Origin of the sequence: Nocardia violaceofusca NBRC 14427 (assembly GCF_963869435.1) — a bacterium.
Taxonomy (GTDB): domain Bacteria; phylum Actinomycetota; class Actinomycetes; order Mycobacteriales; family Mycobacteriaceae; genus Nocardia; species Nocardia aobensis.
The window spans coordinates 199216-224259 of the sequence record NZ_CAWMPM010000012.1 but is presented as its reverse complement, the minus strand read 5'-3'; the positions used below and the strand labels follow the sequence as shown (position 1 = coordinate 224259).

Here is a 25044-nt window from a genome sequence, read left to right as displayed (position 1 = left end):
TGTGGGCGAGGTTTGCACGAAAAGTTCAGGCAAACCAACGTCCGGGCCCCCCACCGAACGTCACTCACCCGGTGCGCCCTCACCGCCGGACGAATACGCAAGCACTCCCGAAGCCCAAGGGAGAGAAGGACTTCGGGGGTTCCCGAACCGTAGTGAGCGGAGGTGGCTACGCCCGATCGAACCGGCCGCGCTGGACGCTGGTGGTGAAGGAGGACCATTCGGCGGGAGTGAAGATCAGAGCCGGGCCGGTGGGGTTCTTCGAATCGCGAACGCCCACACCCTCGTTGAGGAACGCAACCTCGACGCAGTCCTTGCTCGCGCCCGAGAAGCTCGACTTGAACCACTTCGCCCCGGACAAGTCGTTGCTCATGACAGACGCTCCTTGGTCGATGATGCCGAAACAGGCTGGGAGGCTGAACAATTAGTGTTCCCTTGAGATCGACGGCCGGGGCACCCCTCGGCGTCATACCTCCTGCCAAGAGAGGCTTCGGACGGCAGAACCCCCGAAGGATCGACCTTCGGGGGTTCTCGGGGCTGTTACGCGATACCTCAGGCGTGGTCGAAGTCGCCGTGCCGAACGCCTGCGGTGAACGCGGACCATTCGGAAGGAGTGAAGATCAGGGCGGGACCGGTCGGGTTCTTCGAATCACGAACGCCCACACCGTCATTGAGAAACGCCACCTCGACGCACTCCTTGCTCGCCCCCGAGCGGCTTGATTTGAACCACTTCGCCGTGGACAGATCGTTGCTCATGGCACGCTCCTATGCCTGGTCGAAGTCACCCTGCTCTACGCTCGCGGTGAACGTGGACCACTCCGAGGGGGTGAAGATCAGGGCGGGACCGGTCGGGTTCTTCGAATCACGAACGCCGACACCAGCATCGAGGAACGCCACCTCGACACAGTCCTTGGTCGATCCCGAGAAGCTTGACTTGAACCACTTAGCCCCGGACAGGTCGTTGCTCACGGCATGCGCTCCTTGATCAGTGCTATGGAATCACCTTCGGTCAACGCTACACGACGAATCTCCCTAAGCGCTGGCAAATATCGCTGCAGCTCAGCCTCCCGTTCCAGGTAGAGGTCACCCGCCCAACCCTCCACGTACACGATCGGAGGCTGAGCCAGCCCGGATATCAGGTCTGGAAACTCCAACAAGGTGAACGAACCGACGTACGAACCGAGAGCGCTCGATGCGGTGAATGGGACGACACGGATGCTGATATTCGGCCGCTCGGACAGCGATACGAAGAACTTCAACTGTTCGCGGATCACCGCCTCACCTCCCACCTGGTCAGCCAGCACGGCCTCGTGCAGAAGGGCCGTGATACGCACGTTCGCATCGCCCAATCGCTCCTGCCGATGCGTCTGCCACTCGATCCGGCGTTCCAGTTGCTCCCCCGGAAGATCGGGATGTTCAGCCCACGCCAAAGCCCGGCGATAATCCGGCGTCTGCAGCAATCCCGGCACGATGGTCGTCTTCCAGATCGTCAGCCGGTCCGCCGCATCCTCCAGCGCCAAGTAGTGGTTGAACCCGGTCGATATCTGGTCCGCATACGCCCTCCACCAACTGGCCGTCACCTTCCCCTCCCGCGAGGCCCGTATCTCCTTCACCAGATCCAGGCAGATGCGCCGCTCCTCGTCGCTCGCCCCGTAGCTGTCGCACAGTGCGTTCACCTGGAGGCTCGTGATTCTCGTCGTCTGCCCCTCTTCGATGCGGCCGATGGTCTGATGTGACGTTTCCGCGATACGCGCGGCCTGGGATTGTCCCATTCCCTTCAGGTTTCGCAGCCGACGCAGTTCGCGCCCCAATGCTCGTTGCGCGAGTGTGCTCCCTGACCCCATGTTGTTAGCTCCCCTATCGATTGTGTCCCGGTTTTCTGGACAGGTCCCCACTGGACAGGTTGCTGGTAGACGAGTTCAAACAATCGGTACGGCAACGGATACCCGAAATCCCCACCATTCGACTACAACTCGTGGCCGAGTCGATGCAACCTCAACGCCGACAACCACTTTCACATCGCAGGGGAAGTATCCACCATGGGACTGCTCAACCACGATCGAATGCCGATCATGACCGTCTCCTACGCGCATATCATCATGCAATTGCACATCGACTGCGCTTTGTGCGTGTGCCCGGTGAAACAGCAGGCGAAGCAGCGGCTGATCGAGGCGAAACACCTGGTGCCGGACTCGGGTCGGGAGTGAGGTCGATGTTCTGGGAATTCGTTCTGCTCATCAGTATTCCGCTCGCTGTGATCGTGCTCGCGGTGTTCTGGCCCGAGCAGATCTCCAAACCCGAATCGCGCGATTCCGTGCGCGCGATCATCGACCGGATCGCGCGCGAAAACCGCGCCGGAGAGGCGAAATACCGTGACCGATACCGCGAATAGCGGCCACTTCCGGACGAAACTGGGGGCATCCTCCGCATGGTGGCGTGTCTGCGACCGCGAACGGGTGGAGATCACGCACTTCACCGATTACGAAACAAGCCTCGGCACCGTATGTTTCGCGAATTTCCGGGTGGTGCGGTACTCGTGCCACGGCGTGGTGTTCATCGACACGCCGAGTTTGGCGCAAGCACATTCCCTTCTTCCGCACTACCACGCACTGTGGTGCGCGGTGAGCGAGGAGTTCCGCCGCCGGTTCGCCTCATGACCGCCGGGTGCCCCGCCGCAGCCCCGGGCAGCACCACACCAGCGTGGGACCCGGAAACCGAACTATCGTCTGGACACCTGTCCGAGGCGGTCGGTGCGGGCATACACTGACCCGTAAGGTGAACCGGCACCCCCGACGCGTAAAGGAGATTCCATGTCCCAGAAGGTTCGCGGCGTCATCGCCCGCAGTGTGGGCGCCCCGGTCGAGATCGTCGATATCGTCATCCCCGATCCGGGTCCGCACGACGTGGTGGTGCGGGTGCGGGCCTGCGGGGTGTGCCATACCGATCTGACCTACCGCGAGGGCGGCATCAACGACGAATTCCCCTTCCTGCTCGGCCACGAGGCGGCCGGCGTGGTGGAAACCGTCGGTGACGCCGTCACCCACGTCCAGCCCGGCGATCACGTGGTGCTGAACTGGCGCGCGGTGTGCGGCCAGTGCCGCGCCTGCAAGCGCGGCAAGCCGTGGTACTGCTTCGACACCCACAACGCGAGCAAGCCCATGACGCTGGCCGACGGCACCGAACTGACCCCGGCCCTCGGCATCGGCGCCTTCGCCGACAAGACCCTGGTGCACGAGGGGCAGTGCACCGTCATCGACCCGGAGACCGATCCCGCGGTGGCCGGGCTGCTCGGCTGCGGGGTGATGGCCGGGCTGGGGGCGGCGATCAACACCGGCGGCGTGAGCTACGGCGATTCGGTCGCGGTCATCGGCTGCGGCGGCGTCGGTGACGCGGCCATCGCGGGGGCGCGGCTGGCGGGCGCCACCACCATCATCGCGATCGACCGCGATCCGCGAAAGCTGGAGTGGGCCAAGGAACTCGGTGCCACGCACACCCTCGAGGCCGGGGACGACGTGGTCGAGCGGGTGCAGGAATTGACCGGCGGTTTCGGCGCCGACGTGGTGATCGACGCGGTCGGGCGGCCGGAAACCTGGAAGCAGGCCTTCTACGCGCGCGATCTGGCCGGCACGGTGGTGCTGGTCGGCGTGCCGACGCCGGACATGAAGCTGGAGATGCCGCTCATCGACTTCTTCTCACACGGCGGCTCGCTGAAATCCTCCTGGTACGGCGACTGCCTGCCGGAACGCGACTTCCCGATGCTGCTCGACCTCTACCGTCAGGGGCGGTTGCCGCTGGAGCGATTCGTCAGCGAGCGCGTGGCCCTCGACCAGGTCGAACAAGCCTTCACCACCATGCACCACGGCGACGTCCTGCGATCGGTGGTGACGCTGTGAGGATCGACCGCGTCGTCACCTCCGGAAAGTTCGAATTGGACGGCGGCAGTTGGGATGTCGACAACAACGTCTGGGTCGTCGGCGACGACCGTGAGGCCGTTGTCATCGACGCCGCCCACCGGGCCGAGCCGATCATCACGGCCGTCGGCGATCGCACGGTGCGCGCCATCATCTGCACCCACGCCCACAACGACCACATCAACGTGGCCACTGAACTGGCCGCGGCGCTGAAGGCCCCGATCCGGCTGCATCCGGCCGACGAGGTGCTGTGGAGTGCGCTCTACCCCGACACCCGCTATGAACCGCTGCACGATCGGGAGCGAATCCCGGTGGCGGACAGCGAGATCGAGGTCCTGCACACACCGGGCCACTCCCCCGGCGCGGTGAGCCTGTACCTCGCCTCGGAGAAGACGGTCTTCACCGGCGACACCCTCTTCCAGGGCGGTCCCGGCGCCACCGGCCGCTCGTTCTCGAGCTTCCCGACGATCATCGAATCCATCCGCACCCGACTGCTGCACCTGCCCGCGGACACCACGGTCCTGACGGGCCACGGCGACTCCACGACCATCGGCGCCGAGGCGCCCCACCTGCCGGAGTGGATCAAACGCGGACACTGATGATGAAGGCGCCACCCGGGGGCCTACGGGCACTTCAGTACCTGGCAGACCTGGATGAAGTGATCGCGACGGACGTCCCGGCCGTTCGAACCACCGTTGATGATCCGCGAAACCGGATCGATGCTCGCCGGGTCCCGGGGGTGGGCGTTGTCCGCCACGGCATTGAGGTTGTGGGTGGTCCAGTACCACGCGGCCGTGGCGAACGCGTACTGCGGATCGGCGACCAACTCCGGGTGGTTGACGAAGTCGACGCCCAGCGCCTGGCTGGCGAGTTCGTAATTGTGCCGGCCGGTGAGCTGGAGGGCACCGCGCCCCTTGTATCGGGGCCCGTCACCGGGCTGGGTGTTGCCGAGATCCGCGCGCCCGTCGTAGTCGCTGCCGTCGCTGTATTCGGTCAAGGTGGCGAAACCATCCGTTTCCTGACCGATCTGAGCGAGGAAAGCGGCAGCACGCTGCGGTGTGTCGTCGATACCCGCCGCCGCCATCGCATTGTTGATCTGCGGGAGCCAGGCGCTGACATGCGCCTGATCGGCACCGGGCAACGCCGCCGGTGCGGCGATGGGCTGGGGCGCCGGAGCGGGTGCCGGAGCGGGCGCCGCAGCGGGCGCTGGAGCTGCTCCGGCCGGTGCCGCCGGGACGACGGGGGTCGACAACGCGTGCAGCGCGACCGCGTCTGGTTTGGCCGACTCGCTGACGCCCGCGGCGGTGGTGATGGCCGCGACCGCGGCGGCGGCCGCTGCCACAGCACCGGCGGTACGAACGAGTGAGGTCACCGACGTGCGGCGCACGGATTTCGAAGACATGCGATCTGATTCCTTGTTCTTGACCGTTCGGCCGGGCTCGGGCATGCGGCGGGCAGCGCGCGACCCGAAGGGATCGCGACGCATTCGCCTCTGCACGAGGCGCTGTGGGGATGACTTGATATGGATCGGCCGAACTACCGCAGGCGCCGCGATGTGCCGCGCCTCGACATATGTCAGGCGTACGTCCTGCCGCGTTCGGTCCGCCGACGGATTTCACTCCGAAGGCGCGGCCGTGTCTGACGACGGTTTCAATTGGGAGACACGAATGCGCGATTCGCATTACATAACCGACTCGGGCGAGCCGGTTATATCTCAAGACGATAACGCTCATGCATCATGGGTGCAACGAACACACATTCGAATGCAGGGGAGGAGCACCGCACTTTCCCGCGGACGACCGGGAGATCCTCGCTAAACTGTGTGTTGGCACACAGTTGGGGATTCTGTATCGCGGATCACGTTCAGATCACGAGACCCGCGTCCCGAACCTCCCGAACGGAGCGCGGAGGTGGCGACAGTAGGCTTACTGCTCCACCTCATCTCCGGGAAAGAGACCATGTCGCAGTTCGAGAACGTCAGCCTGGCCACCAAGGCCAATGTGTACTTCGACGGCAAGTGCGTGAGCTACAGCCTCACGCTGCCCGACGGCACCAAGAAGTCGGTCGGCGTGATCCAGCCCGCGACCCTGACCTTCAACACCGGCGCCCCGGAGATCATGGAGCTGGTGGAGGGTGAGTGCGCCGTGACCCTGCCCGGCGAGACCGAGCCGACGACCTACCGCGGCGGCGAATCGTTCTCCGTACCCGGCGACAGCTCGTTCGACATCGAGGTCGGGCAGACGCTGCACTACGTGTGCCACTACGGCTGAACCACCGGTCGGACCTGGCTCGGATCGCCGGTTGGGTCGAGCGAGCCAATGACACGACCGAGGGCCGCACGAATGATCGTGCAGCCCTCGGTTGTCCCCTACCCTTTCCCCGGGTCTAGGAGTATTCGACCTGCCAGTGTTTGATGCCGTTGATCCAGCCCGAGCGCAGGCGCTGCGGGTCGGCGATCTGGTGCAGATCGGGCATGACGTCGGCGATGGCGTTGAACATCAGGTCGATTTCCAGGCGGGCCAGGTTGGCGCCGACGCAGAAGTGGGCGCCGGTGCCACCGAAGGCCAGATGCGGGTTGGGGTCGCGCAGCACGTCGAAGTCGAAGGGCTTGTCGAAGGCCGCCTCGTCGAAATTGGCCGAGCTGTAGAACAATCCGACCCGCTCGCCGGCCTTGATGAGCTGCCCGCCGAGTTCCACATCCTCGGTCGCGGTGCGCTGGAACGCGGTGACCGGAGTCGCCCAGCGCACGATTTCGTCGACCGCGGTGCGCGGGCGCTGCTGCCGGTACAGCTCCCACTGTTCCGGATGATCGACGAAAGCCTTCATCCCGTGCGTGATCGCATTGCGGGTGGTCTCGTTTCCGGCGACCGCCAGCAGAATCACGAAGAATCCGAATTCGTCCGAACCCAATGCCTCGCCGTCGATATCGGCGCTGACCAGTTGGCTGACGATATCGCCCGCCGGTTCCGTCCGGCGCGCCTCGGCCATATTCCACGCGTAGCCCAGAATTTCGGCCGAGGCGACCGCGGAATTGCCGTACTCCGGGTCGTCGTAATTGAGCATCTGATTCGACCAGTCGAACAGCTTGTGCCGATCGTCCTGGGGGACACCCAGTAGTTCGGCGATGGCCTGCAGCGGCAACTCACATGCCACCTGTTCGACGAAATCGCCGCCGCCGGATTCCTTGGCCGCGCGCACGATTCGCTCGGCCCGCTCGGTCAATGCCGCGCGCAGGCTCTCGACCGCGCGCGGGGTGAAGCCCTTCGAGATGATGCGGCGGATCTTGGTGTGCTTGGGCGGATCCATGTTCACCAGCAGCGCACTGGTGACCGACAACTGCTCCGGCGTCGCGAATCCGGGCAACCGGATGATGGATCCTTTCCTCTCCGAGGAGAAGACGTCCGAGCGGCGGGAGATCTCCTTGATGTCCTCGTGGCGGCTCACCACCCAGTAGCCGCCGTCCTCGAACGGGTAGGCCTGCTCCTCGCTCTGGGCGTTCCACCAGACCGGCGCGGTACGCCGCAATTCCGCGAATTCGGCGACCGGACTTCTCGCGGCCCACAGTTCCGGGTCGGTGAAATCGAATCCGGCCGGTATCGACGGAGCAGCCACAGTTCCTCCTCGTGTCCGCTGCACTGCGAATCATGGATTTTTTCGAAACGTGTTCTTCCTTGATTAGAACACGTTGCACTGCAGCGGAAAAGGGCTGCGGACGCGCGCATTCCGGAAAAACAGAAGTTATGACAAAACTATTTCGAGCATGCGAAATACAGCCCGATCGACGGGATTTCCCGATCGTCCGGCCGCGCATCGCCCAACGCTATTCGTCTGTGTCGCACTGTTCGGTCGGTGAAAACCCAAGTGGCACCCGGGAATTCAACGGCGGTGTTCGTTCATCCGCTCACCTCGGTTCTCCGGTCGCGATGCAAATGCGGCGCGGCCCGCCCCGCCGGCAGTGGCAGATCGAGATAGGTCCGCACACCCGGAGCGGCCGAGACGACATCGGGGATCGCATTTACACAGTTCAGCGCCGTGGCGACGATCGAAGGATTGCGCCGGGCCCCTTCGGCCGGGTCGTGGGCGTGCAGCCCGGACAGGGTCAGGACACACCCGGGGTCACCGCGCACCTCGACCTCGAACCGCTGCCCGTTCGGCCCGAAGCTCCACGCCGGGTCGAAGTCCCGCTCACCCATGAACCAGTTGACCGCCGCCGTGATCACCGGTTCGCCGTCGACCGTGCCCTCCCACCGGAAGTGCTGGGCCGCAACCTGTCCCGGCTCGATGATGCCGATCGGTGAGTCGATCGGCGCGGTGGCGACCGCGATGTCGTGAGTGGTGCGGATATCGGGATCCAGGTCGAAGCCCAGTTCGTCGGCGAGCATCCACACCGACTGGCTGTAGCCGCCGGCCAGCATCGCCGCGACGGTACTTTCCCTGGCCTTCTCCGGATCGGCGCCGAACATCATCCAGTGCCGCACCACATCCGGGGCGCCGTAGGTGCGGATATCGGAGAACTCCTCGGCACGGACCCCGGTCACCGAACCCGACAGCGCCGAGACCACCAGCGGCAGGCGTTCGGTGAGTCCGCCGGGATGAATTCCGGTGCCGTGCAATGTGACTGCGCCCTCGGCGCAGACCGCGTCGAATTTCTCGCGGTCGCGCTGCCGGGGATAGAACCAGCCCAGCGGAGTCACCACGTTCTTGCCCGAACGCAGGATCGCGCGCAGCACCGAGGTGTCGGCGAAGACCGGGCTGTAGACGACACAGTCGGCGTCGAGGGCCAGCAGCGCCTCGGCATCGGTGGTGGCCGTGACGCCGATCGGGTCGCGACCCACGAGTGTGCCGAGGTCGACGCCGTGCTTGTCGGGGCTGTGCACCCAGGCGCCGGCGAGTTCGAGCTCCGGATGATCGAGAATGCCCTCGATCGCCGCCCGCCCGACGCCGCCGGTCGCCCACTGAATCACCTTGATCGCGCCCATCACTGATCCCGCACGATCGACAGGGCCTGAGTCGGGCAGTAGCGCACCGCGTTCTCGACGTCGGCGCGATCGACCTCGTCCACCTCCGCGCGCACGATTTCGACCTTGCCGTGTTTGGGCACGTCGAAGTAGTCCGGCGCCTCGGCCTGACACATCGCGTGGCCCTGACACAGGTCCAGATCCACCTCGATACGCATCAGCCCTGCCCCTGCTTCGGTGAGTCCGGTTCCCGCAGCGGGGCTTCCGGCTGGACCTCGACCAGCACCAGATGCGCGCCGCGCGGTGTGTTGACCACCGCGGCGATCGCGGCGGCGAGGTCGGAGGCCCGCAGGAAGAAGGGGTGGCGGGCGAAGCCCCACTTCACCCAGTCGTCGAGCAGCGGTCCGACCTGATCGGGTGCGGCGTTCATTCCCATGCCGGTCTGGGTCGCGCCCGGCCGGACGATCGAGGCGCGAACGCCGGTGCCCTCCAACTCCATTCGCAGCTGCCGGGCCATCGCCTCGAGTCCGGTCTTGGCGGCGTTGTAGGCGCCGTTGCGGGGGCGGACCTGGTCGGCACAGTCGGAGCCGATGAAGACGAAATCGCCGCGGCGCCGGGAGATCATGCCGGGCAGGATGCGGTGGGCCAGCCGCTGCGCACCCACCAGATGGACGTCGACCTGTTTCAGGAAGGTCTGCGGGTCCATCTCGTAGGCCAACCCGAATTCGATGTCACCGGCGCCGGATACCGCGACCTCGATGGGGCCGAGCGCCTCCTCCGCGGCGGTGACGAAGGCGTCGACCGACGCGTCGGCGGTGACATCGAGCGAGCCCGCGAAGGCCGTGCCGCCGTTGGCGGTGATCTTGTCGGCGAGCTCACGGCATGTTTCCACTCGGCGCGCACCGAGCGCCACCGGGAATCCGGCCTCGGCCAGCGTGATCGCGGTCGCGGCGCCGATTCCCGACGACGCCCCCGCGATGAGGACCGGTCGCACATCCGGATGCGGATCGAAACGCGGCATATTACGAAACCTCCACGGTGACAGGGAGTTTCGCGAACCCCCGGACATTGGTCGAATGCACCCGCTCCATGGCGGACTCGTCGATCGAGTACTCCCGGACGCGGGAGGCGAACTCGCGCAACGCGACCACGGTCTCCAAGCGGGCAAGGTGCGCACCCAGGCAGAAGTGCACACCGCCGCCGAAACTGGCCAGCGCGCTCTTGTCGGTGCGTTCGATGTCGTAGCGATCCCCGTCGGTGAAGACCGCGTCGTCGCGGTTGGCGGAGCCGATGAGTAGCACCACCTTCGAACCGGCGGGGATCACCCCGTGTTCGAACGGCACGTCGACGACCGAGGAGCGCGCCACCATCTGGCTCGAATTGTCGTAGCGCAGCGTCTCTTCGACCCAGTCCGGCACCAGATCGCCGTCGGCTACCACCTTGGCGAACTGTTCGGGATTGCGGCCGGCCCAGTACAGCGCGTTGCCGAGCAGTTTGGTGGTGGTCTCGTTACCGGCCACGACCATCAGGAACATGAAGCCGATGATCTCGTCGTCGGTGAGTTTGTCGCCGTCGATCTCAGCGTCGAGCAGCGCCGAGGTCAGATCCTCGGTGCGGCTGCGGCGACGCTGGGCGACCATGTCGGAGTAGTAGACGACCAGATTCAGCGAGGCCTCGATGGCCGCCTCCGGCACGTCGAGCACGCCCTCCTCGCGGTGCACCACCAGATCGGCCATCCGGCGGATCTCCGCGCGATCGGGTTCCGGCACGCCCATCATGTCGGAGATGACGTCCATGGGCAGTTTGCCCGCGAAGTCCTCGATCCAGTCGAAACTGCCCTGCTCGAGCGCCGGTTCGAGGTGTTGCAGCGTCAGTTCCCGGATCCGGTCCCCCATGCCGGCGATCCGGCGCGGGGTGAAGCCCTTGTTGACCAGCTGGCGCATGCGCAGGTGACGCGGATCGTCCATGGCGAGGAACGACATGGTCTTGTGCGCGTGCGGGCCCCACGCGGCCGGATCCAGGGAGACGCCGTTGGCGCTGGACAGGCGGGCGGCGTCGCGGAACGCGGCGGTCACGTCGGCGTGGCGCGAGAGCGCCCAGAAGTCCAGGTCCGGGTTGTAGTACAGCGGCGCCTCCGTGCGCAGTCGCCGATAGACCGGATACGGATCCTCGTGGAATCCGTAATCGTAGGGATCGAATACGACCGGTCGCGCAGATGCCACAGTCATCACACCCACCTCTCGAAATATAACGCGTTCACATCGAGCCTCATCCGCACACCGCCAACCGAGACACAGGACTGGACATGTGTCTGGACGCTACCACCGTACCGTAATCCGGACAATGGGCGAGCGCCCTCGGCAGGGTGGGCGCACCGCCTCGGGCAGGCGAGCGCCGCCATCCTCCTCACGCCCCGTCGCCGAGGAGCGGCTGCAGTTCGGCCACCGACCACGGCGGAGTATCGGCATGGTCGCGATAACCGATCGACTCGAGTTTCGGCCGGGCGAAGCGACCGACGAAACCGCCTGCGGCAACGAAGATCTGACCCGTCGCGGTAGCGAGGCCGGAGGCGAGATAGACATACAGAGCAGCGGCGTAATGCGGCGGCGGCGCGTCCAGTGACGACTGCGCGGTGAACTCGTCGAGCAGGCCGCGCTCGCGCAACTCGGCGATCTTCGCCTCGTATTCCGGTCCGGTGGACAGCCGCGTCCTGGCCCCCGGACAGATCGCGTTCACCCGGATACCGTGCTCTTTCAGCTCCGCGGCCATGGCCAGCGTCAGGCTCGCGACCGCGCCTTTTCCGGCCGGATAGCCGGTGCCGCCATAGTCACCCAGATAGGCGAACGAGCCGGTGTTGACGATCGAACCCGCGCCGCGAGCCACCATCAGCGGCGCCACCGCGCGACAGGTGTTGAACACCGTGGTGAGGTGCGAATCCAGCTGGGCGCGCCAGTCCGCGGTCGAGATGTCGAGAATCGAGGAGTGCGCCGGTTCGGCGATTCCGGCACAGTTGACGAGAACATCGACGGCACCGAAACTTTCGACGCACCGGCTCACCAGCGCGTCCGCGATCGTTTCGTCCGCGGCCGAGCCCGCGACCGCGACGGCGCGACCGCCCGCCGCGCGAATCTCGTCCACCACCGCCTCCACCGCCGCCTCGGCCCGGGAATTGACCACCACGCCCGCGCCCTGACGCGCCAGTTCGACGGCGACGGCCCGGCCGATACCGCTACCGCCGCCCACCACGATCGCCGCCTTGCCGGCCACCGCCGCATCTCCGGTCATCGCCGGTACCGCCTCTCACGATTCGATCACTCTGCAACACGTTCTTGTATTCACAGCTCCGTCCAAACTATATTCCGTACAGGTGTCCAGACAGCCCTATCGGAGAGGCGAATGACGAAACTGCTCCCCCCTGGCGAGGGATCCCGGCTTCTGATCGACGGCAAACTGGTCGCCGGCGGCGCGGGGGTATTCGCGACGGTCAATCCGGCGACCGAGGAAGTTCTCGGCCAGGCCGCCAATGCCGACGCCGCCGATATGGACGCGGCCATCGCCGCCGCCCGCGCGGCCTTCGACACCACCGAATGGTCGCGCGATCACGCGTTCCGGGCCCGCTGCCTGCGGCAACTGCGCGACGCGCTGCGCGACAACATCGAGGAACTGCGCGAGATCACCATCGCCGAGGTGGGCGCCCCGCGCATGCTGACCAGCGGCCCGCAACTGGAGGGCCCGATCGGCGATCTGGGCTATTTCGCCGATCTGGCCGAAAGTTACGAGTGGGTCAGCGATCTCGGCGTCGCGAAGCCGATGGGAATTCCCACGGCGCGCACGCTGCGCCGGGAGGCGATCGGCGTGGTCGGCGCCATCACGCCGTGGAACTTCCCGCATCAGATCAACTTCGCCAAGCTCGGTCCGGCCCTGGCGGCCGGGTGCACGGTGGTGCTCAAACCGGCTCCCGACACCCCGTGGGTCGCCGCGCTGGTCGGCACGGTGATCGCCGAACAGACCGACATTCCGGCCGGCGTGATCAATATCGTCACCTCCGACGACCACCAGCTGGGCGCCCAGCTGGTCACCGATCCCCGGGTGGACATGATCTCGTTCACCGGGTCGACGCAGACGGGCCGGACCATCATGGCCGGCGCGGCGCAGAGCCTGAAGAAGGTGTTCCTCGAACTCGGCGGCAAGTCGGCCTTCATCGTCCTGGACGACACCGATGTGGCCGCCGCGGCGAGCTACGCGGGCTTCACCGTCTGCGTCCACGCCGGCCAGGGCTGCGCGCTCACCACCCGCCTGCTCGTCCCGCGCGAGCAGTACGACACCGCGGTCGCGGCGGCGGCGAAGTCGATGCGCGGCATCGTCCCGGGTGATCCGAACGAGCCGGGTACCGTCTGCGGACCCGTCATCTCGGCGCGGCAGCGCGACCGCGTGCGGCGCTACATCGATATCGCTCGCGCCGAGGGCGGCACGATCGTCACCGGCGGGGGCAGTCCCGATCGCGAGCGCGGGTACTTCATCGAACCCACCCTGATCAGCGGCGTGTCCAACACCTCGACCGTGGCCCAGGAGGAGATCTTCGGCCCCGTGCTCGTGGTGATCCCGCACGACGGCGACGACGACGCCATCCGGCTGGCCAACGAATCGCCCTACGGGCTCTCGGGCGAGGTGTGGGGCACCGACCGGGCGCGAATCGACCACGTGGTCAACGGTGTTCGGACCGGAACGCTCGGCGTCAACGGCGGCATCTGGTACAGCGCCGACGCCCCGTTCGGCGGCTACAAGCAGTCCGGCATCGGCCGCGAACTCGGTGTCGCCGGATTCGAGGAGTACCTCGAGACCAAGCTGATCGCCACCGCGCAGAAATAGACAGCACGCGACCTCGTCGCGAATCATCGACAGGAGAAGACAACTCATGGCTCGTTTCACCGATCGCGTCGCGATCGTCACCGGCGCGGCGCAGGGCATCGGCGCCGAATACGCGAAGGCACTGGCCGGCGAGGGCGCCACCGTCGTCGTCGCGGATCTCAACGCGGACAAGGGAAAACAGGTCGCCGAGGAGATCGGCAGCGGCGGCGGCACCGCGGTCTTCCATCCCGTCGACGTCTCCGATCCGGAATCGGTCACCGCCCTGGCCGACTACACGCAGAACGAATTCGGCGCGATCAACCACCTGGTCAACAACGCCGCCATCTACGGCGGGATGAAGCTGGACCTGCTGCTGACGGTGCCGTGGGACTACTACAAGAAGTTCATGAGCGTGAACCTCGACGGCGCGCTGAACATGACCCGCGCGGTGTGGCAGCACATGTCGAAGGGCGGCGGCGGGTCCATCGTGAACCAGTCCTCCACCGCCGCATGGGTGTATTCGAACTTCTACGGTCTCGCCAAGGCCGGAGTCAACAGCCTCACCCAGCAGCTGGCGGTCGAACTCGGCGGATCCAACATCCGGATCAACGCCATCGCGCCGGGACCGATCAACACCGAGGCGACGCAGACCGTCACCCCCGGCTCGATCGTGAACGACATGGTGAATCGCCTGCCGCTCAAGCGGATCGGCACCCCGCAGGATCTGGTGGGTGCGTGCCTGTATCTGCTGTCCGACGACGCGGCGTGGGTCACCGGGCACATCCTCAACGTCGATGGCGGGCAGATCATCCGGTAGCGAGCGCGAGCGACGCCCGTCCCGCTACGGGGCGGGCGTGTGTGCAGCAGCGGTTCGGGTGATGAAACGGGCTCGGCCGCAGCGCCTTCCGCGCTCAGAGGCCGGCGCCGTCGCGCCGGACGGTGACCGGTTCGGCCAGGCGATTCTCATCGCAGAGCCGTTGCAAGGTCTCCAAGGTTTCGTCGAGCCCCGGTCCCAGCCGACGGCCGGGTGTGAACGTCGCCGGTAGGTGGCGCATGCCCTGGATCACGCCGATCGTGTCGTAATGCACCGCGCCGCCGGGATCACACCGGAAATCCGGCAGCCGATCGAGCACCGCGACCAGCATGCGCTTGAATACCGTGCGCGCCACATTGGATCCGATACAGCGGTGCACACCCAGGCCGAAGCTGAAATGCCGGTTACCTTTCCGATCCAGATCGAGAGTGTCGGGATCCGGGAACGATTCCGGATCGCGATTGGCCATCGCCCACGACAGCCACAGCCGCTCCCCCTCCACGAGCCGGATGCCCGCGTATTCGCAATCCGCGGCGATGGTACGGCCGTCGCCTGGTGCGGGAGTGAAGTAGCGGAGAAACTCCTCGGTCGCCGAGTTCAACAGCAACTCGCGTTCGGTGCTCAGGGTCGCCCGCTGATCCGGATGCTCCGAGAGCCATTCCAGCGCATGGGCGGTCAGCGCGGTGGTGGTGTCGAAGCCGCCACCGATCAGCAGGCCCAGCATGCCCAGCAGTTCGATATCCGGCGGCGCGGTCCCGTCGATCTCGAGCCGCGTCAGCGCCTCGATGATTCCCGGACGCGGATTCTCCCGCACTTGTGTGAGGTTGATCAGCAGATCCAGCCCCATCGCCTCGTGCTGTCGCCGAACCCGTTCGATATCGGGGGAATTGGGCGGGGTGTAGACCGAGGCGTGCGCGGGTTCGCAGTACAGCTGCCATTTACGCAGCGGTATGCCCAGCATCGCCAGGGTGAGGACGGCGGGCACGATATTGGCCAGATCGTCGACGAAATCGATCCGTCCGCTCTCGATCCGATCGTCGAGGCTCGCCCGGACCACCTCGTCGACGAACGGCACCCAGCGCTGCACCGCGGCCGGCGACAGATACGGATTGAGCGCCTGGCGCCACAGCCGCTGTTCGGGCGGATCCATTTCGAGGATGCCGTTGCGGATGGCGTTCCCGGTCTCGGGGAACGGAATGGTGATGCCGCGATAGCCACGGCGCTCCCCGTTCGGATCGTGGTCGCTCGACACGTTTTCCGACCGCGCGAGGCTGAACACCTCCCGGCTGCCGGCCGCCACCCAGTGCCCGCCGTAGGTCGGCGACCAGGCCAGCGGGCACTGCCGGTGCATGTCGGTGGTGATCGCGTCGAAGTTGTCGCGGTACTGCGGCGCATGGCGATCGAAGTCGTAGCGCGGCTGTCTGTGGTCGTCGGCGTGCACGGTCACGATGCTGTCCTCTCGGGCGTCCCCGGTCTCAGGCTCCGACTTCTCAGAATAATGGCGACGGCAACATTGCTCTCTAAATTCGAGAATGCTATTTCGGGCAATCTCGACGTCATGGGTATGCGCTACAGTGGCTCGCCGATACGATTCACAGCAGGGACGGGGGCACGGTCGATGTCGATACCGACCACGACACAGCGCATTTCGACGAGCCGGGCGCGGTAGGCGATGGCCACCGACGATCGCCCGGATTCCCCGCAGCAGCCGCCGTCCGGTGAGCCGGGCCCGCCCCCGGCGCCGCCGACCCGGGCCTACCCCGGTGGCGTGCCGGATCCCGGCGCGCAGCACGGCGGCCCCGTGCCACAGCAACCGGCTCCGCCCACCCAGGCCTATCCGGGACAGCCCGCCCCGCCGACCCAGGCCTACCCCGGGCAGCAGGCGCCGCCGACCCAGGCGTATCCCGGCGGGCAACCGGGCCCGCCGCCCGGGTCCGAGGAGCCCACCGTCCATGCGGGACAGGGATATCCCGCCGGAGTGCCGTATCCGGGCGATCCGAATCAGCCCCCGATGTACGGGCAGGCATATCCGCCGGGCGGCTATCCCGAAGGCGGATATCCGGGCGCGCAACCGTATGCGCAGCCGTATCCGGACCCGCAGTACGGAGCCCAGCCCTACCCGTATCCTGGTGCGCCGCAGCAGAATTCGGGTGGCGGAAAGGTGCTGGCGATCGTCGCGGCAGTGGTCGCGGCGGTCCTCGTGCTGGGCGCGGTCGTCGCGGTGATCGTGGTGCACAACCACAACAAGAACAGCGATACCGACGCTGCCGCCCAGCAGTCGACGACCACCCGCCCCTCGCCGACGTATTCGACCTCGACCGCACCCACGACCCGCGAGACCACCCGCAACGCTCCCCCGCCACCCCCGGCCACCCCGGCCGATGTCTGGATCGCCGCGGGCTACGACGTCGACACCGGCAAGGTGACCTGGGCGCGCAGCACGGTCAGCTCCGACGATGCCACCAACCAGGTCCAAACCCGTTGCCCCGGTTGCGCACAGCCGGCGGCGTGGGCGCGCAACGCGTGCGTCGCGGTGGTCGTCGGCCAGAACAACGGCTGGGCCTCCACCTGGGGAACCACCGCGGAAGAGGCCGAATCCAAGGCCGTCAGCAGCGCCCAGGACAACTACGGGGTATCGGGACCGTTCAACAAATGGTCCAAGTGCGCGACGGAGTAGGGGCGGCGCACTTCTCTTCCCAGCAACGGGAGTAGAGCCTTCCGACGCCACGCTTATGCTTCCGGCAGTGATGTCGGCGGGCACCACCGGGTCGGTGTCGGCGGCGCACACGAAACATGTGTGGCCGAGGATCGACGATCCCCGTCCCGCTCCGGGAAGTCCGGTAACCGACGCGTGTCGACTTTGCCTGGTTGAGAGCGAGGCCCCGATGAGCTCCGATGGCACCAGCCGACTGGGTGATCTGCACGAGCTCCCGGACTGTGCGCCGGCGGGCTTGAAAGGGCTCTTCGACGCCGCGGAAGGGGTCATCCAGGAACAGGTCCGGCTGCTCGGTTCGGGCACGCCGTCGAAGGCTCCCGACCTGCGGGTGCTCCTGCGCGGTAAGGGAATCGCCGACCCCGAGGACGAGTCGGCGATGATCGACAAGTACAGCGATCGCAAGAGCCAGATGCTCGAGGCGACGTCCAGCATCCACCGCAAGGACGCAGGCATCGTGGTGCACACGGCGGGCATCGGCGATGCCGTGACCGAGGCCTACGGGGCCGTCGATACCGCGGTGGGAGAGCTCAACACGAAGATCGACGCCTCCTTCAAATCCGTGCGGACGGTGAAGGACGAGGACGGCACCTCCCACCAGGAACTACCCAGGGAGATCATCGACGGCTTGTTCAAAGGCGTGTGGGAGTGCGTCGGTACGACCTACGACAAAGTGCACGGCGTCTCGGACAAGGCCGCGGCCGCGGCGCTGAAGATCAAGGGTGACGCCCCGCCCTCATCCACGGGGAATCCGGTACCGGCCGTGGCGCCCAGTTCAGGTCCCTCCGCGGGAGCCACACCATCGGCGTACAACGGGAGCACCCCCTGGAGCGGCCAGTCAGGTTCCATGGGCACCGCGATCATTCCGACCACGGAGAAGCCCACCGCGATGGCGATGATGAAGTACCTCATCGACACCTACCACTTCACGCCGGCGCAGGCGGCCGGCATCGTCGCCAACGCGAAGTTCGAGTCGGGATTCGACGTGTCCGCCACCGGCGACAACGGATCAGCAAAGGGCCTGTTCCAGTGGCGTTTCGACCGACTGTCCGGCCTCCAGGCCTTCGCGAAACGGCCCGGTGAGAACATCGGCGACTGGCATACCCATCTCGATTACATGGTTCAGGAACTGCGCGGTGGCAATTATCAGCAGGCGAACAATGCCGTCACCGCCAACCCCGACGACGCCCGGACAGTGGCCGAGTCCTTCGACAGGTACTACGAGAAGAGCAAGGGCCTCTCGACCAACGACCGGCGCGATTACGCGGCGGGGCTGCTCGCGGAGTACAACAAGTCGGCGCTGGCCGTCTGAGACCGGCGGCCGGCGTGTGGCCGAAGCCTGATCAGGGCACGATGACGGCGCGGCCGCGCAGGGTGCCCGCCGCGAGCCGACGATACGCCTCGGGCGCGTCGTCGAGTGTGAACCGTTCGACGGCGATGTCGAGGACACCCTCGTGCGCCAGATCGATCAATTCGATCAGCTCACTGCGCGCACCCCAATACGGGGCGGTGGCCGTCGCCTCGTACGGGCTGACGCCGAAACCGATGCGCGCCGCGGACTTTCCGTCGCCGATACCGACGATGGTCACATCGGAATCCACGCCGGCGACGGCCATCGCGATATCGATGGTCGGCTGATATCCGACGAAATCGAGCACCAGGCTCGCTCCCGCCGCGCCGGTGATCTTGCGGACGTTGTCGGCGGCCTGGGCATTCGACAGCACCGCCTCGTGGGCGCCGACCGATTTCGCGAATTCCAGTTTCTCGTCGCTGACGTCCAGCGCGACGACGCGTGCCGGGGACAGGTGGCGCAGCAATTGGATTGCCACATGGCCCAGTCCGCCGCTGCCGATGACGACGGCCCAGGACCCGGGACGCAACTTCGACAGCGACCGCTTGATCGCGTGATACGGGGTGAGACCGGCATCGGTGAGCGGAACGGTCGCCACCGGATCCAGATCCCCGATCGGAACGAGATGGCGGGACGAATCGACGATCAGGTAGTCGGCGATGGCTCCCGGCGCCCCCAGGCCGGGCGGGTAGATGCCCAGTTCGGCCGCGCGGGAACAGTAGTTCTCCAGACCCTGCGCGCAGAACCAGCAGGTGCCGCAGCCCCACGGTCCGTACACCACCACGCTGGTGCCCAGATCCAGGCCGCGCACACCGTCGCCCAGCGCGGCCACCGTCCCGGCGCCCTCGTGTCCGAGCGTCAGCGGCAGCGGATAGGTGAAGGCTTCCGCGGGCAGCGACATCACGAAATCGTCGGAATGGCAGACCCCGGCCGCGGTGACCTTCAGCAGCACCTCACCCGGCCCGGGCTCGGGAGTGGGAATCTCGCGGACTTCCGGTTCGGCACCGACGGTGACGTACTGCAGAGCCTTCATAGCGCTTTTCCTCTCGGTCGAGCAGCTGGGGTCGCGATCGTTCACACCGGCCTGGCAACTCCCAGGCTAGTGCGGACCCCCACTGCTCCCTGCGTTCGGCGCGCTACTGCTTGGAGTAGTCGGTGCTCAACCACCGCTCGGGGCGCATGCGAATCACCACCGAATCCGGACCGAGGTTCTGCTCGGCGAATTCCGCGCCTTCCTCCGGTCCCAGATAGCGCACCGCGATCGCGCGGGCGACCTCGGGCGACGCCGCATCGATCGAGGTGACCGAGCCCTCCGCGGTGACGTACCGGTACGGCGGCTGTTCCACCTGCGCGGTGATCGAGAACCGCCCAGCCGCCCGGATGAGCTTCTCCTTCACCGTCCCGGCGTCGGTCCACACCACTACGTCGCCGCCCGGCTCGTAGCCGTACCAGATCGGCACCGCCAGCGGCGCCCGATCGGGCCGCTCCACGGCGATCACCCCCACGTGCAGTTCGGCGAGGAACTTCTCCCGTTCGGTACGCGTCATGGTCGGCATCGATGGTCCTTTCGCGAGTCGGGTCTTCGTTCGCGACAACCCGGGGCGACGGGTGTCCTATTCCGAATCCCGGATGTGCAAGGCGGTGGACGGCGTGGGACGGACCGTCGCGGTCGGCGCGGCGTCCGGATGACGCAGCAGGCGGCGGCGCTCGTGAGACAATCACGCTGTTTCGTCTCGATACGAGACACCACAGGCCGAAGGGATCATATCCGGCGATGCGAACCACCGACGTCGATCGGCTGGCGGGAGGGGCCCCGCTGTTCGTCGGCCTCACCACCGTCGACCTCTCCTACGCCGTCGACGCCTATCCGGCCGAGGACACCAAAACCCTTGCGCGCGAACAGTTTCTGGGCGCCGGTGGACCGGCCGCCAATGCCGCGGTGACCTGCGCGATACTGACCGGCGGCGCCCGGCTGCTCACCGCCGTCGGGCAGCATCCGCTCACCGCGCTGATCCGCGACGATCTGCGCTCGCACGGCGTCGAACTCGTCGACACCACGGCGCGGCGTACCGACCCGCCGCCGATCTCGTCCATCGTCGTCGCGGCCGGTGCCGGGACGAGAACCGTTGTCTCGCTGGATGGTTCGGGTATCGAGGCGTCGTTCGACGACGAGTTCGCGACCCTCGTCCGGCAGGCACCGGTCGTGCTCGTCGACGGGCATCACATCGGACTGGCCCTCGGCATCGCGCGGGTGGCGCGCGACGCGGGAATTCCGGTGGTACTCGACGGGGGGCGCTGGAAGGCGGAACATGCGCAGTTGCTGCCGCTGGTCGACATCGCCATCTGCTCGGCCTCGTTCGCGCCACCGGGCTCCCAGGACGTGTTCGACCACCTGCACCGGACCGGGGTCCAGGCGGTCGCCGTCACGCGCGGGCAGCAACCGATCATCTACTCCGCCAACGGTGTCCGGGGCGAGATCGCGGTGGCTGACGTCGACGGCGCGGATACGCTCGGCGCCGGGGACGTCCTGCACGGCGCGTTCTGCGCGTACCACTCGCGCGGCCACGACTTCGTCGACGCGCTCACCCGAGCCGCCGCGGTCGCCACCCTGTCGTGCCGGTTCTTCGGCACTCGCGCATGGGGCGACCGGCTCGGCGAGTTGGCCGAATGAGGTGACCGGCTGCGGTGCGCGCTGGACACGCTCATCGAGTCGCACGAACGAATCAGCCGGTCAGACGCACGCCGGACAGGCTCACCGAACCGGACGGATACGGTAGCCGCCGGGGACCGCGCGCAGCACGAGATCGGCTCGGTCCGCGGTCCGCGCGATGAGACGGGCATTCGGCAGGTCGCTGCCGGCGACCATGGCCAGTGCGCGATCCGGTGATTTACCGCCGCGCCGATGCCGGCGCAGCAGGCGCCGCTCGATGACCGATTCCTCGGCATCGAGGTACCAGACCTCGTCGAGATACTCCCGCACCTGCTGCCATCCCGGCCGATCCAGGAGAAGGTAGTTTCCTTCCACGATCGCGACCCGTTCGCCGGCGAAGGTCACCGCATCGGGGATCGGGTCGTGGCGGGCCCGGTCGTAGACCGGCCACGGCACCGGCACGCCGATCGCGCTGTCGCGCAGCCTCCGAAGCCGCGCGACGAACGACGCCACATCGAAGGTGTCGGGCTGCCCTTTGCGGCCGAGCGCGCCGGAGTCGCGCAGCTCTGCCGAGCTCCGATGAAATCCGTCCATCCCCGCCACCTCGGCGGGTACTCCGAGGCCGCGCACCCCATCGGCCAAACCCTGTGCCAGCGTGGACTTTCCGGCTCCCGGCGGTCCGGTGACCCCGACCAGGTACCGGCGCCCGCCCGCGTCCTCCGCGGCCCGCACGATCCGCGCCGCCAGCTCACCCGTCCCCGTCATCTCGGCCCTCACCGGGCACCTCCTTCACCGCGCGGCCGATCTCGCTTCCCCGCTCTCACTCGACCAGGATCACGATCAACCGCCTGGGCCCGTGCACACCCTGCACACGGGTCATCTCGATATCCACGGTGGCCGACGGACCGCTGATCCAGGTGGTCGGCCGGCGCGGGTCGAGACGCGGAACGACCTCCGGCAGTGCGGTTTTCACCTGATCGGCGTGGACCACGCACACGTGACAGTCCGGGACGAGGGTGGGCGCGCGGCGGCCCTGTCCGGCGTCGCCGTCGAGGACGATCGTGCCCGATTGCGCGATCGCGGCGGCGCAGGTGGTCACCACCGCGTCGACCTCGTCCAGTTCGAGCGTCGTCAGCGGCGGATCGTCGGTCACGACGCGGTGCTCGGAGCGGTCCGCCCACAGGGCCGTCCAGATGTCCGGCAGTCCGGGCGGCGTCAGCACCACCCGCGCCGACGCGTTCCGCAGTTCCCGGTCCACGGCCGCGGCGACCCCCGCCAGGGTGGTCCGATGCACCTGTGCGCCATAGCGTTCCAGTCGTTGTTCGAACAGCTCCAGAATCGCGGCGCGATCGTCGGGGTCCACTCCCGGCGCGGTCCGCAGATAGTCGCGCGGCACGGTGACCGCGTCCGCCGGTTCGCCGATGGCCTCGCGGACGCGTCGCAGAATCGTCTCGCGCGCACTCACGAGCGGCCCCCGTCGGTGCGTGCCCACCAGCGGCGAAACGATTCGGCGGGGATGTCGGGTACCCGCCGGCTGTCGGTCCACCCGCCCAGCGGGCCGGGCAGATGCCGCTTCGGGACCGCCACGCCGATGCGCGCCGCCGAGCGCACGGCCGCGCCCCACAGCGCCGGATGGCTCATGAATCCCGCCATCGCGTCGAAGGCCGCCCGCTCGACCCGATGCTTCACCGCCGCCTCACCCTCGGCGACCTGGTGGCGCAGGGCCAGCAGATTCCCGGTGATATCGATGCGGACCGGGCAGACGTCGTCGCAGGCCCCGCACAGCGCCGACGCGTACGGCAGCGAGGCGGTCTGCGGATCGTCGGCGCCCTTCAGCAACGGGTTGAGGATGGCGCCGATCGGCCCCGGATACACCGAACCGTAGGCCTGTCCCCCGGTGCGTTCGTAGACCGGGCAGATATTCATACACGCGCCACAGCGGATGCAGCGCAACGCTTCCCGCCCGAGTTCGTCGCGCAGCGCGCGGGTTCGGCCGTTGTCCACCAGAACCAGGTGAAAGGCCGACGGACCGTCCTGGGCGGTGACGCCGGTCCAGGTCGACACATACGGCGACATCCGCTCCCCGGTCGCGCTGCGGGCCAGCAACTCCAGATAGATCTCCAGATCGCGCCAGCTCGGAATCACCTTCTCGATGCCGGCCACCGTGATCAGCGTCTCCGGCAGGGTCAGGCACATCCGCCCATTGCCCTCCGACTCCACCATCACCACCGTTCCGCTCTCGGCGACAAGGAAATTCGCGCCGGTGATGCCGACCTTCGCGCGCAGGAACTTCTCCCGCAGATGCAGCCGGGACGCATCGGCGAGTGCCCGCGGATCGTCGGTCAGATCATCCGGCGCGGGACGGCCGTGCTTGCCCATCTCGCGGCGGAAGATGTCGCGAATCTGGCTGCGGTTCAGATGCATCGACGGCACCACGATATGGGAGGGCAGATCGTCGCCCAGTTGCAGGATGATCTCGGCGAGATCGGTTTCGCGAGTGTCGATTCCCGCCGCCGCCAGCGCCTCGTCCAGGCCGATCTCCTCCGACAGCATGGATTTGGCCTTGACGATCTCCTTCTCGCCGGTCGCCCGGACCAATGCGGTGACGACGGCGTTGGCCTCGGCGGCATCGGTCGCCCAATGCACCACTCCCCCGGCACCTTCCACCGCATCGGCCAGTCGCTCCAGATAGATGTCGAGACGGCGCAGCACATCGTCCTTGACCGCGGCCGCGGAGGTGCGCAGTTCCTGCCAGTCCGGTCGTTCGGCCACCAGGGCGTCGCGCTTGGCGCGGATGGTGTGGGTGGCACGGTGCACGTTGGCGCGCAGTTGGTCGTCCGCGGTCGCGGTCCGCGCGGCCTGCGGGAACGGCGGCCACCCCACGAAACTCGTACTCACGAGCGGGCTCCCGCGACCACCGGCAGCCCGGGCATCGGCCCGTCGGCCTTCGTGCGCGCCAGGATTTCCACCAGATGCAGATCGCGCACCGGGGTCGCGTCGGCGGCGAGGCGCCCGCCGATGTTCATCAGGCACGAATTGTCCACGGCGGTCACCACACTCGCGCCCGTCTCGCGTACGTGCGCGGCTTTGTCGGCGTTCATCGCGCCGGAGGCGGCGGCATTCTTCACCGAGAAGGTGCCGCCGAATCCACAGCATTCGTCGGCCGCGGGCAGATCGACCAGATCCAGTCCGGCCACCGCGCGCAACAAGCGATACGGGCGGTCGCCGATGCGCTGCACGCGCAGCGAATGGCAGGTCGGATGGTAGGTCACCCGATGCGGGAAATAGGAGCCCACATCGACGACACCCAGGTCGTCGGTGAGGAATTCGGTCAACTCCCGGATTCTGGGGAGCAGCGCCTCGGCATCGCGGGCCAGCGCGGCGTCGCCGACCTGCTCGGCCACCACCCGGTAGAACTCGCCGGGCGCCGCGCCGCACGAGGCCGACGGCACCACGATCCGGTCGTAGTCACCGAACACCGAGACGAAATGCCGGGCCATCTTCGCGGTGTCGGCCCGATAACCGGTGTTGGCATGCATTTGGCCGCAACAACTCTGGGCCATCGGGAAGTCGACCTCGACGCCGAGCCGGCGCAGCAACGCCACCGCCGCCCGGCCGGTTCCCGGATACATGACGTCGTTGACGCAGGTGATGAACAATGCCGTACGCGCCGACATGCGGCCCCTCTCGTCACCGATGCCGCGGGCCGGGCACTGTTGTGGAGCGGCACCTCGATACGGATACTGGCGGACGATCCCGGCCAGAATACGCCGCACGCACCGCGGCGAGGCGGATCTGCGGG

The 25044-nt window shown here is 67.1% G+C and carries 29 protein-coding genes; 11 read left to right on the top strand and 18 right to left on the bottom strand.

All coding sequences use genetic code 11. The annotated features are described in order from the left end of the window. Nucleotides 1–166 precede the first annotated feature (166 nt). The 4 genes from AC5592_RS10935 to AC5592_RS10920 form a co-directional block, all read right to left on the bottom strand. Nucleotides 167–370, bottom strand: a complete 204-nt coding sequence (locus AC5592_RS10935) for a DUF397 domain-containing protein (RefSeq protein WP_036503993.1) — start codon at nt 368–370, stop codon at nt 167–169. A 179-nt stretch (nt 371–549) separates the two neighbouring features. Then, a complete protein-coding gene (locus AC5592_RS10930) occupies nt 550–753 on the bottom strand; it encodes a DUF397 domain-containing protein (protein WP_036503995.1) in 204 nt (67 codons plus the stop codon). A 9-nt stretch (nt 754–762) separates the two neighbouring features. Further along, a complete protein-coding gene (locus tag AC5592_RS10925) occupies nt 763–966 on the bottom strand; it encodes a DUF397 domain-containing protein (protein ID WP_036503996.1) in 204 nt (67 codons plus the stop codon). Further along, nucleotides 963–1841, bottom strand: coding sequence for a helix-turn-helix domain-containing protein (locus AC5592_RS10920; protein ID WP_036503997.1), 879 nt, complete (start codon nt 1839–1841; stop codon nt 963–965). The genes AC5592_RS10925 and AC5592_RS10920 overlap by 4 nt, the downstream gene beginning before the upstream one ends. Nucleotides 1842–2069: 228 nt before the next feature. Between AC5592_RS10920 and AC5592_RS10915 the strand changes: the two genes are divergently transcribed. The 5 genes from AC5592_RS10915 (at nt 2070) to AC5592_RS10895 (ending at nt 4507) form a co-directional block, all read left to right on the top strand. Further along, nucleotides 2070–2204, top strand: coding sequence for a hypothetical protein (locus AC5592_RS10915; RefSeq protein ID WP_262985056.1), 135 nt, complete (start codon nt 2070–2072; stop codon nt 2202–2204). Between the two features lie 5 nt (nt 2205–2209). After that, the gene (locus tag AC5592_RS10910) at nt 2210–2389 is read left to right on the top strand and encodes a hypothetical protein (RefSeq protein ID WP_157121733.1); all 180 of its coding nucleotides are present in this window, start codon (nt 2210–2212) and stop codon (nt 2387–2389) included. Then, nucleotides 2370–2654 carry a hypothetical protein gene (locus AC5592_RS10905; protein WP_036503999.1) on the top strand — a complete coding sequence of 95 codons (285 nt, stop codon included), beginning with the start codon at nt 2370–2372 and terminating at the stop codon, nt 2652–2654. Before AC5592_RS10910 ends, AC5592_RS10905 begins: the two co-directional genes overlap by 20 nt. A gap of 153 nt (nt 2655–2807) precedes the next feature. Continuing rightward, nucleotides 2808–3890, top strand: a complete 1083-nt coding sequence (locus AC5592_RS10900) for an S-(hydroxymethyl)mycothiol dehydrogenase (RefSeq protein WP_036504001.1) — start codon at nt 2808–2810, stop codon at nt 3888–3890. Then, the gene (locus AC5592_RS10895; RefSeq protein WP_232329299.1) at nt 3887–4507 is read left to right on the top strand and encodes an MBL fold metallo-hydrolase; all 621 of its coding nucleotides are present in this window, start codon (nt 3887–3889) and stop codon (nt 4505–4507) included. The genes AC5592_RS10900 and AC5592_RS10895 overlap by 4 nt, the downstream gene beginning before the upstream one ends. A 23-nt stretch (nt 4508–4530) precedes the next feature. Here AC5592_RS10895 and AC5592_RS10890 read toward each other — a convergent pair whose 3' ends face one another. Continuing rightward, a complete protein-coding gene (locus AC5592_RS10890; protein WP_176569397.1) occupies nt 4531–5310 on the bottom strand; it encodes a glycoside hydrolase family 19 protein in 780 nt (259 codons plus the stop codon). Nucleotides 5311–5866: 556 nt separating this feature from the next. On the opposite strand from AC5592_RS10890, the gene ppnP reads away from it, so the two are divergent. Further along, on the top strand, nt 5867–6178 hold the full coding sequence (ppnP, locus tag AC5592_RS10885) for a pyrimidine/purine nucleoside phosphorylase (protein ID WP_036504002.1): 312 nt from the start codon (nt 5867–5869) through the stop codon (nt 6176–6178). A 115-nt stretch (nt 6179–6293) separates the two neighbouring features. Here ppnP and AC5592_RS10880 read toward each other — a convergent pair whose 3' ends face one another. The 6 genes from AC5592_RS10880 to AC5592_RS10855 all read right to left on the bottom strand — a co-directional run bounded on the left by AC5592_RS10880 (nt 6294) and on the right by AC5592_RS10855 (nt 12151). Further along, nucleotides 6294–7520, bottom strand: a complete 1227-nt coding sequence (locus tag AC5592_RS10880) for a cytochrome P450 (protein WP_063064082.1) — start codon at nt 7518–7520, stop codon at nt 6294–6296. A 281-nt stretch (nt 7521–7801) separates the two neighbouring features. Then, complete coding sequence (locus AC5592_RS10875) at nt 7802–8887, bottom strand: NAD(P)H-dependent amine dehydrogenase family protein (RefSeq protein WP_036504005.1); 1086 nt, start codon at nt 8885–8887, stop codon at nt 7802–7804. Further along, complete coding sequence (locus AC5592_RS10870; protein ID WP_036504008.1) at nt 8887–9084, bottom strand: ferredoxin; 198 nt, start codon at nt 9082–9084, stop codon at nt 8887–8889. The genes AC5592_RS10875 and AC5592_RS10870 overlap by 1 nt, the downstream gene beginning before the upstream one ends. Next, nucleotides 9084–9887: an SDR family oxidoreductase gene (locus tag AC5592_RS10865; protein ID WP_063064081.1), complete on the bottom strand. Its 804-nt coding sequence runs from the start codon at nt 9885–9887 to the stop codon at nt 9084–9086. Before AC5592_RS10865 ends, AC5592_RS10870 begins: the two co-directional genes overlap by 1 nt. Nucleotide 9888: 1 nt before the next feature. After that, complete coding sequence (locus AC5592_RS10860) at nt 9889–11094, bottom strand: cytochrome P450 (protein WP_063064195.1); 1206 nt, start codon at nt 11092–11094, stop codon at nt 9889–9891. Between the two features lie 178 nt (nt 11095–11272). Further along, nucleotides 11273–12151 carry an SDR family NAD(P)-dependent oxidoreductase gene (locus AC5592_RS10855; protein WP_036504013.1) on the bottom strand — a complete coding sequence of 293 codons (879 nt, stop codon included), beginning with the start codon at nt 12149–12151 and terminating at the stop codon, nt 11273–11275. A 111-nt stretch (nt 12152–12262) separates the two neighbouring features. Between AC5592_RS10855 and AC5592_RS10850 the strand changes: the two genes are divergently transcribed. Beyond that, nucleotides 12263–13735 (top strand): aldehyde dehydrogenase, encoded by a 1473-nt coding sequence (locus tag AC5592_RS10850; RefSeq protein WP_063064080.1) that lies wholly within the window; start codon nt 12263–12265, stop codon nt 13733–13735. A 46-nt stretch (nt 13736–13781) separates the two neighbouring features. Further along, nucleotides 13782–14531 (top strand): SDR family oxidoreductase, encoded by a 750-nt coding sequence (locus AC5592_RS10845; protein ID WP_036504016.1) that lies wholly within the window; start codon nt 13782–13784, stop codon nt 14529–14531. Between the two features lie 94 nt (nt 14532–14625). Here AC5592_RS10845 and AC5592_RS10840 read toward each other — a convergent pair whose 3' ends face one another. After that, nucleotides 14626–15978, bottom strand: a complete 1353-nt coding sequence (locus AC5592_RS10840) for a cytochrome P450 (RefSeq protein ID WP_051024844.1) — start codon at nt 15976–15978, stop codon at nt 14626–14628. A gap of 222 nt (nt 15979–16200) precedes the next feature. Here AC5592_RS10840 and AC5592_RS10835 point away from each other — a divergent pair, with 222 nt between their 5' ends. Both AC5592_RS10835 and AC5592_RS10830 read left to right on the top strand, forming a co-directional pair. After that, complete coding sequence (locus AC5592_RS10835; RefSeq protein ID WP_036504018.1) at nt 16201–17205, top strand: DUF4189 domain-containing protein; 1005 nt, start codon at nt 16201–16203, stop codon at nt 17203–17205. A 208-nt stretch (nt 17206–17413) separates the two neighbouring features. Continuing rightward, nucleotides 17414–18553 (top strand): phage tail tip lysozyme, encoded by a 1140-nt coding sequence (locus AC5592_RS10830; RefSeq protein WP_063064078.1) that lies wholly within the window; start codon nt 17414–17416, stop codon nt 18551–18553. Nucleotides 18554–18584: 31 nt separating this feature from the next. Here the strand turns inward: AC5592_RS10830 and AC5592_RS10825 are convergent, their stop codons facing one another. Beyond that, entirely contained in the window at nt 18585–19625 is a 1041-nt protein-coding gene (locus tag AC5592_RS10825) for an NAD(P)-dependent alcohol dehydrogenase (RefSeq protein ID WP_036504022.1), read from the bottom strand. 103 nt (nt 19626–19728) lie between these two features. Further along, nucleotides 19729–20148, bottom strand: coding sequence for a pyridoxamine 5'-phosphate oxidase family protein (locus AC5592_RS10820; RefSeq protein WP_174372319.1), 420 nt, complete (start codon nt 20146–20148; stop codon nt 19729–19731). A 218-nt stretch (nt 20149–20366) separates the two neighbouring features. Between AC5592_RS10820 and AC5592_RS10815 the strand changes: the two genes are divergently transcribed. Next, on the top strand, nt 20367–21263 hold the full coding sequence (locus tag AC5592_RS10815) for a PfkB family carbohydrate kinase (protein WP_063064077.1): 897 nt from the start codon (nt 20367–20369) through the stop codon (nt 21261–21263). Between the two features lie 81 nt (nt 21264–21344). On the opposite strand, the gene AC5592_RS10810 is transcribed toward AC5592_RS10815, so the two are convergent. From AC5592_RS10810 to AC5592_RS10795, 4 genes are read right to left on the bottom strand one after another with little or no spacing between them, the layout of a single operon-like run. Next, the gene (locus AC5592_RS10810) at nt 21345–22019 is read right to left on the bottom strand and encodes a nucleoside/nucleotide kinase family protein (protein WP_232329298.1); all 675 of its coding nucleotides are present in this window, start codon (nt 22017–22019) and stop codon (nt 21345–21347) included. 43 nt (nt 22020–22062) lie between these two features. Then, a complete protein-coding gene (locus AC5592_RS10805) occupies nt 22063–22707 on the bottom strand; it encodes a LutC/YkgG family protein (RefSeq protein WP_036504027.1) in 645 nt (214 codons plus the stop codon). Beyond that, complete coding sequence (locus AC5592_RS10800; RefSeq protein ID WP_063064076.1) at nt 22704–24140, bottom strand: LutB/LldF family L-lactate oxidation iron-sulfur protein; 1437 nt, start codon at nt 24138–24140, stop codon at nt 22704–22706. The genes AC5592_RS10805 and AC5592_RS10800 overlap by 4 nt, the downstream gene beginning before the upstream one ends. Continuing rightward, complete coding sequence (locus AC5592_RS10795) at nt 24137–24919, bottom strand: (Fe-S)-binding protein (protein WP_063064075.1); 783 nt, start codon at nt 24917–24919, stop codon at nt 24137–24139. The genes AC5592_RS10800 and AC5592_RS10795 overlap by 4 nt, the downstream gene beginning before the upstream one ends. Nucleotides 24920–25044 lie beyond the last annotated feature (125 nt).

Bases quoted from the DNA above. Each gene is read 5' to 3' on its own strand.
- AC5592_RS10935 (WP_036503993.1), bottom strand. From the start codon at position 370: ATGAGCAACGACTTGTCCGGGGCGAAGTGGTTCAAGTCGAGCTTCTCG.
- AC5592_RS10930 (WP_036503995.1), bottom strand. From the start codon at position 753: ATGAGCAACGATCTGTCCACGGCGAAGTGGTTCAAATCAAGCCGCTCG.
- AC5592_RS10920 (WP_036503997.1), bottom strand. From the start codon at position 1,841: ATGGGGTCAGGGAGCACACTCGCGCAACGAGCATTGGGGCGCGAACTG.
- AC5592_RS10915 (WP_262985056.1), top strand. From the start codon at position 2,070: ATGACCGTCTCCTACGCGCATATCATCATGCAATTGCACATCGACTGC.
- AC5592_RS10910 (WP_157121733.1), top strand. From the start codon at position 2,210: ATGTTCTGGGAATTCGTTCTGCTCATCAGTATTCCGCTCGCTGTGATC.
- AC5592_RS10900 (WP_036504001.1), top strand. From the start codon at position 2,808: ATGTCCCAGAAGGTTCGCGGCGTCATCGCCCGCAGTGTGGGCGCCCCG.
- AC5592_RS10890 (WP_176569397.1), bottom strand. From the start codon at position 5,310: ATGTCTTCGAAATCCGTGCGCCGCACGTCGGTGACCTCACTCGTTCGT.
- ppnP (WP_036504002.1), top strand. From the start codon at position 5,867: ATGTCGCAGTTCGAGAACGTCAGCCTGGCCACCAAGGCCAATGTGTAC.
- AC5592_RS10875 (WP_036504005.1), bottom strand. From the start codon at position 8,887: ATGGGCGCGATCAAGGTGATTCAGTGGGCGACCGGCGGCGTCGGGCGG.
- AC5592_RS10870 (WP_036504008.1), bottom strand. From the start codon at position 9,084: ATGCGTATCGAGGTGGATCTGGACCTGTGTCAGGGCCACGCGATGTGT.
- AC5592_RS10865 (WP_063064081.1), bottom strand. From the start codon at position 9,887: ATGCCGCGTTTCGATCCGCATCCGGATGTGCGACCGGTCCTCATCGCG.
- AC5592_RS10860 (WP_063064195.1), bottom strand. From the start codon at position 11,094: ATGACTGTGGCATCTGCGCGACCGGTCGTATTCGATCCCTACGATTAC.
- AC5592_RS10855 (WP_036504013.1), bottom strand. From the start codon at position 12,151: ATGACCGGAGATGCGGCGGTGGCCGGCAAGGCGGCGATCGTGGTGGGC.
- AC5592_RS10850 (WP_063064080.1), top strand. From the start codon at position 12,263: ATGACGAAACTGCTCCCCCCTGGCGAGGGATCCCGGCTTCTGATCGAC.
- AC5592_RS10845 (WP_036504016.1), top strand. From the start codon at position 13,782: ATGGCTCGTTTCACCGATCGCGTCGCGATCGTCACCGGCGCGGCGCAG.
- AC5592_RS10835 (WP_036504018.1), top strand. From the start codon at position 16,201: ATGGCCACCGACGATCGCCCGGATTCCCCGCAGCAGCCGCCGTCCGGT.
- AC5592_RS10830 (WP_063064078.1), top strand. From the start codon at position 17,414: ATGAGCTCCGATGGCACCAGCCGACTGGGTGATCTGCACGAGCTCCCG.
- AC5592_RS10825 (WP_036504022.1), bottom strand. From the start codon at position 19,625: ATGAAGGCTCTGCAGTACGTCACCGTCGGTGCCGAACCGGAAGTCCGC.
- AC5592_RS10820 (WP_174372319.1), bottom strand. From the start codon at position 20,148: ATGCCGACCATGACGCGTACCGAACGGGAGAAGTTCCTCGCCGAACTG.
- AC5592_RS10815 (WP_063064077.1), top strand. From the start codon at position 20,367: ATGCGAACCACCGACGTCGATCGGCTGGCGGGAGGGGCCCCGCTGTTC.
- AC5592_RS10795 (WP_063064075.1), bottom strand. From the start codon at position 24,919: ATGTCGGCGCGTACGGCATTGTTCATCACCTGCGTCAACGACGTCATG.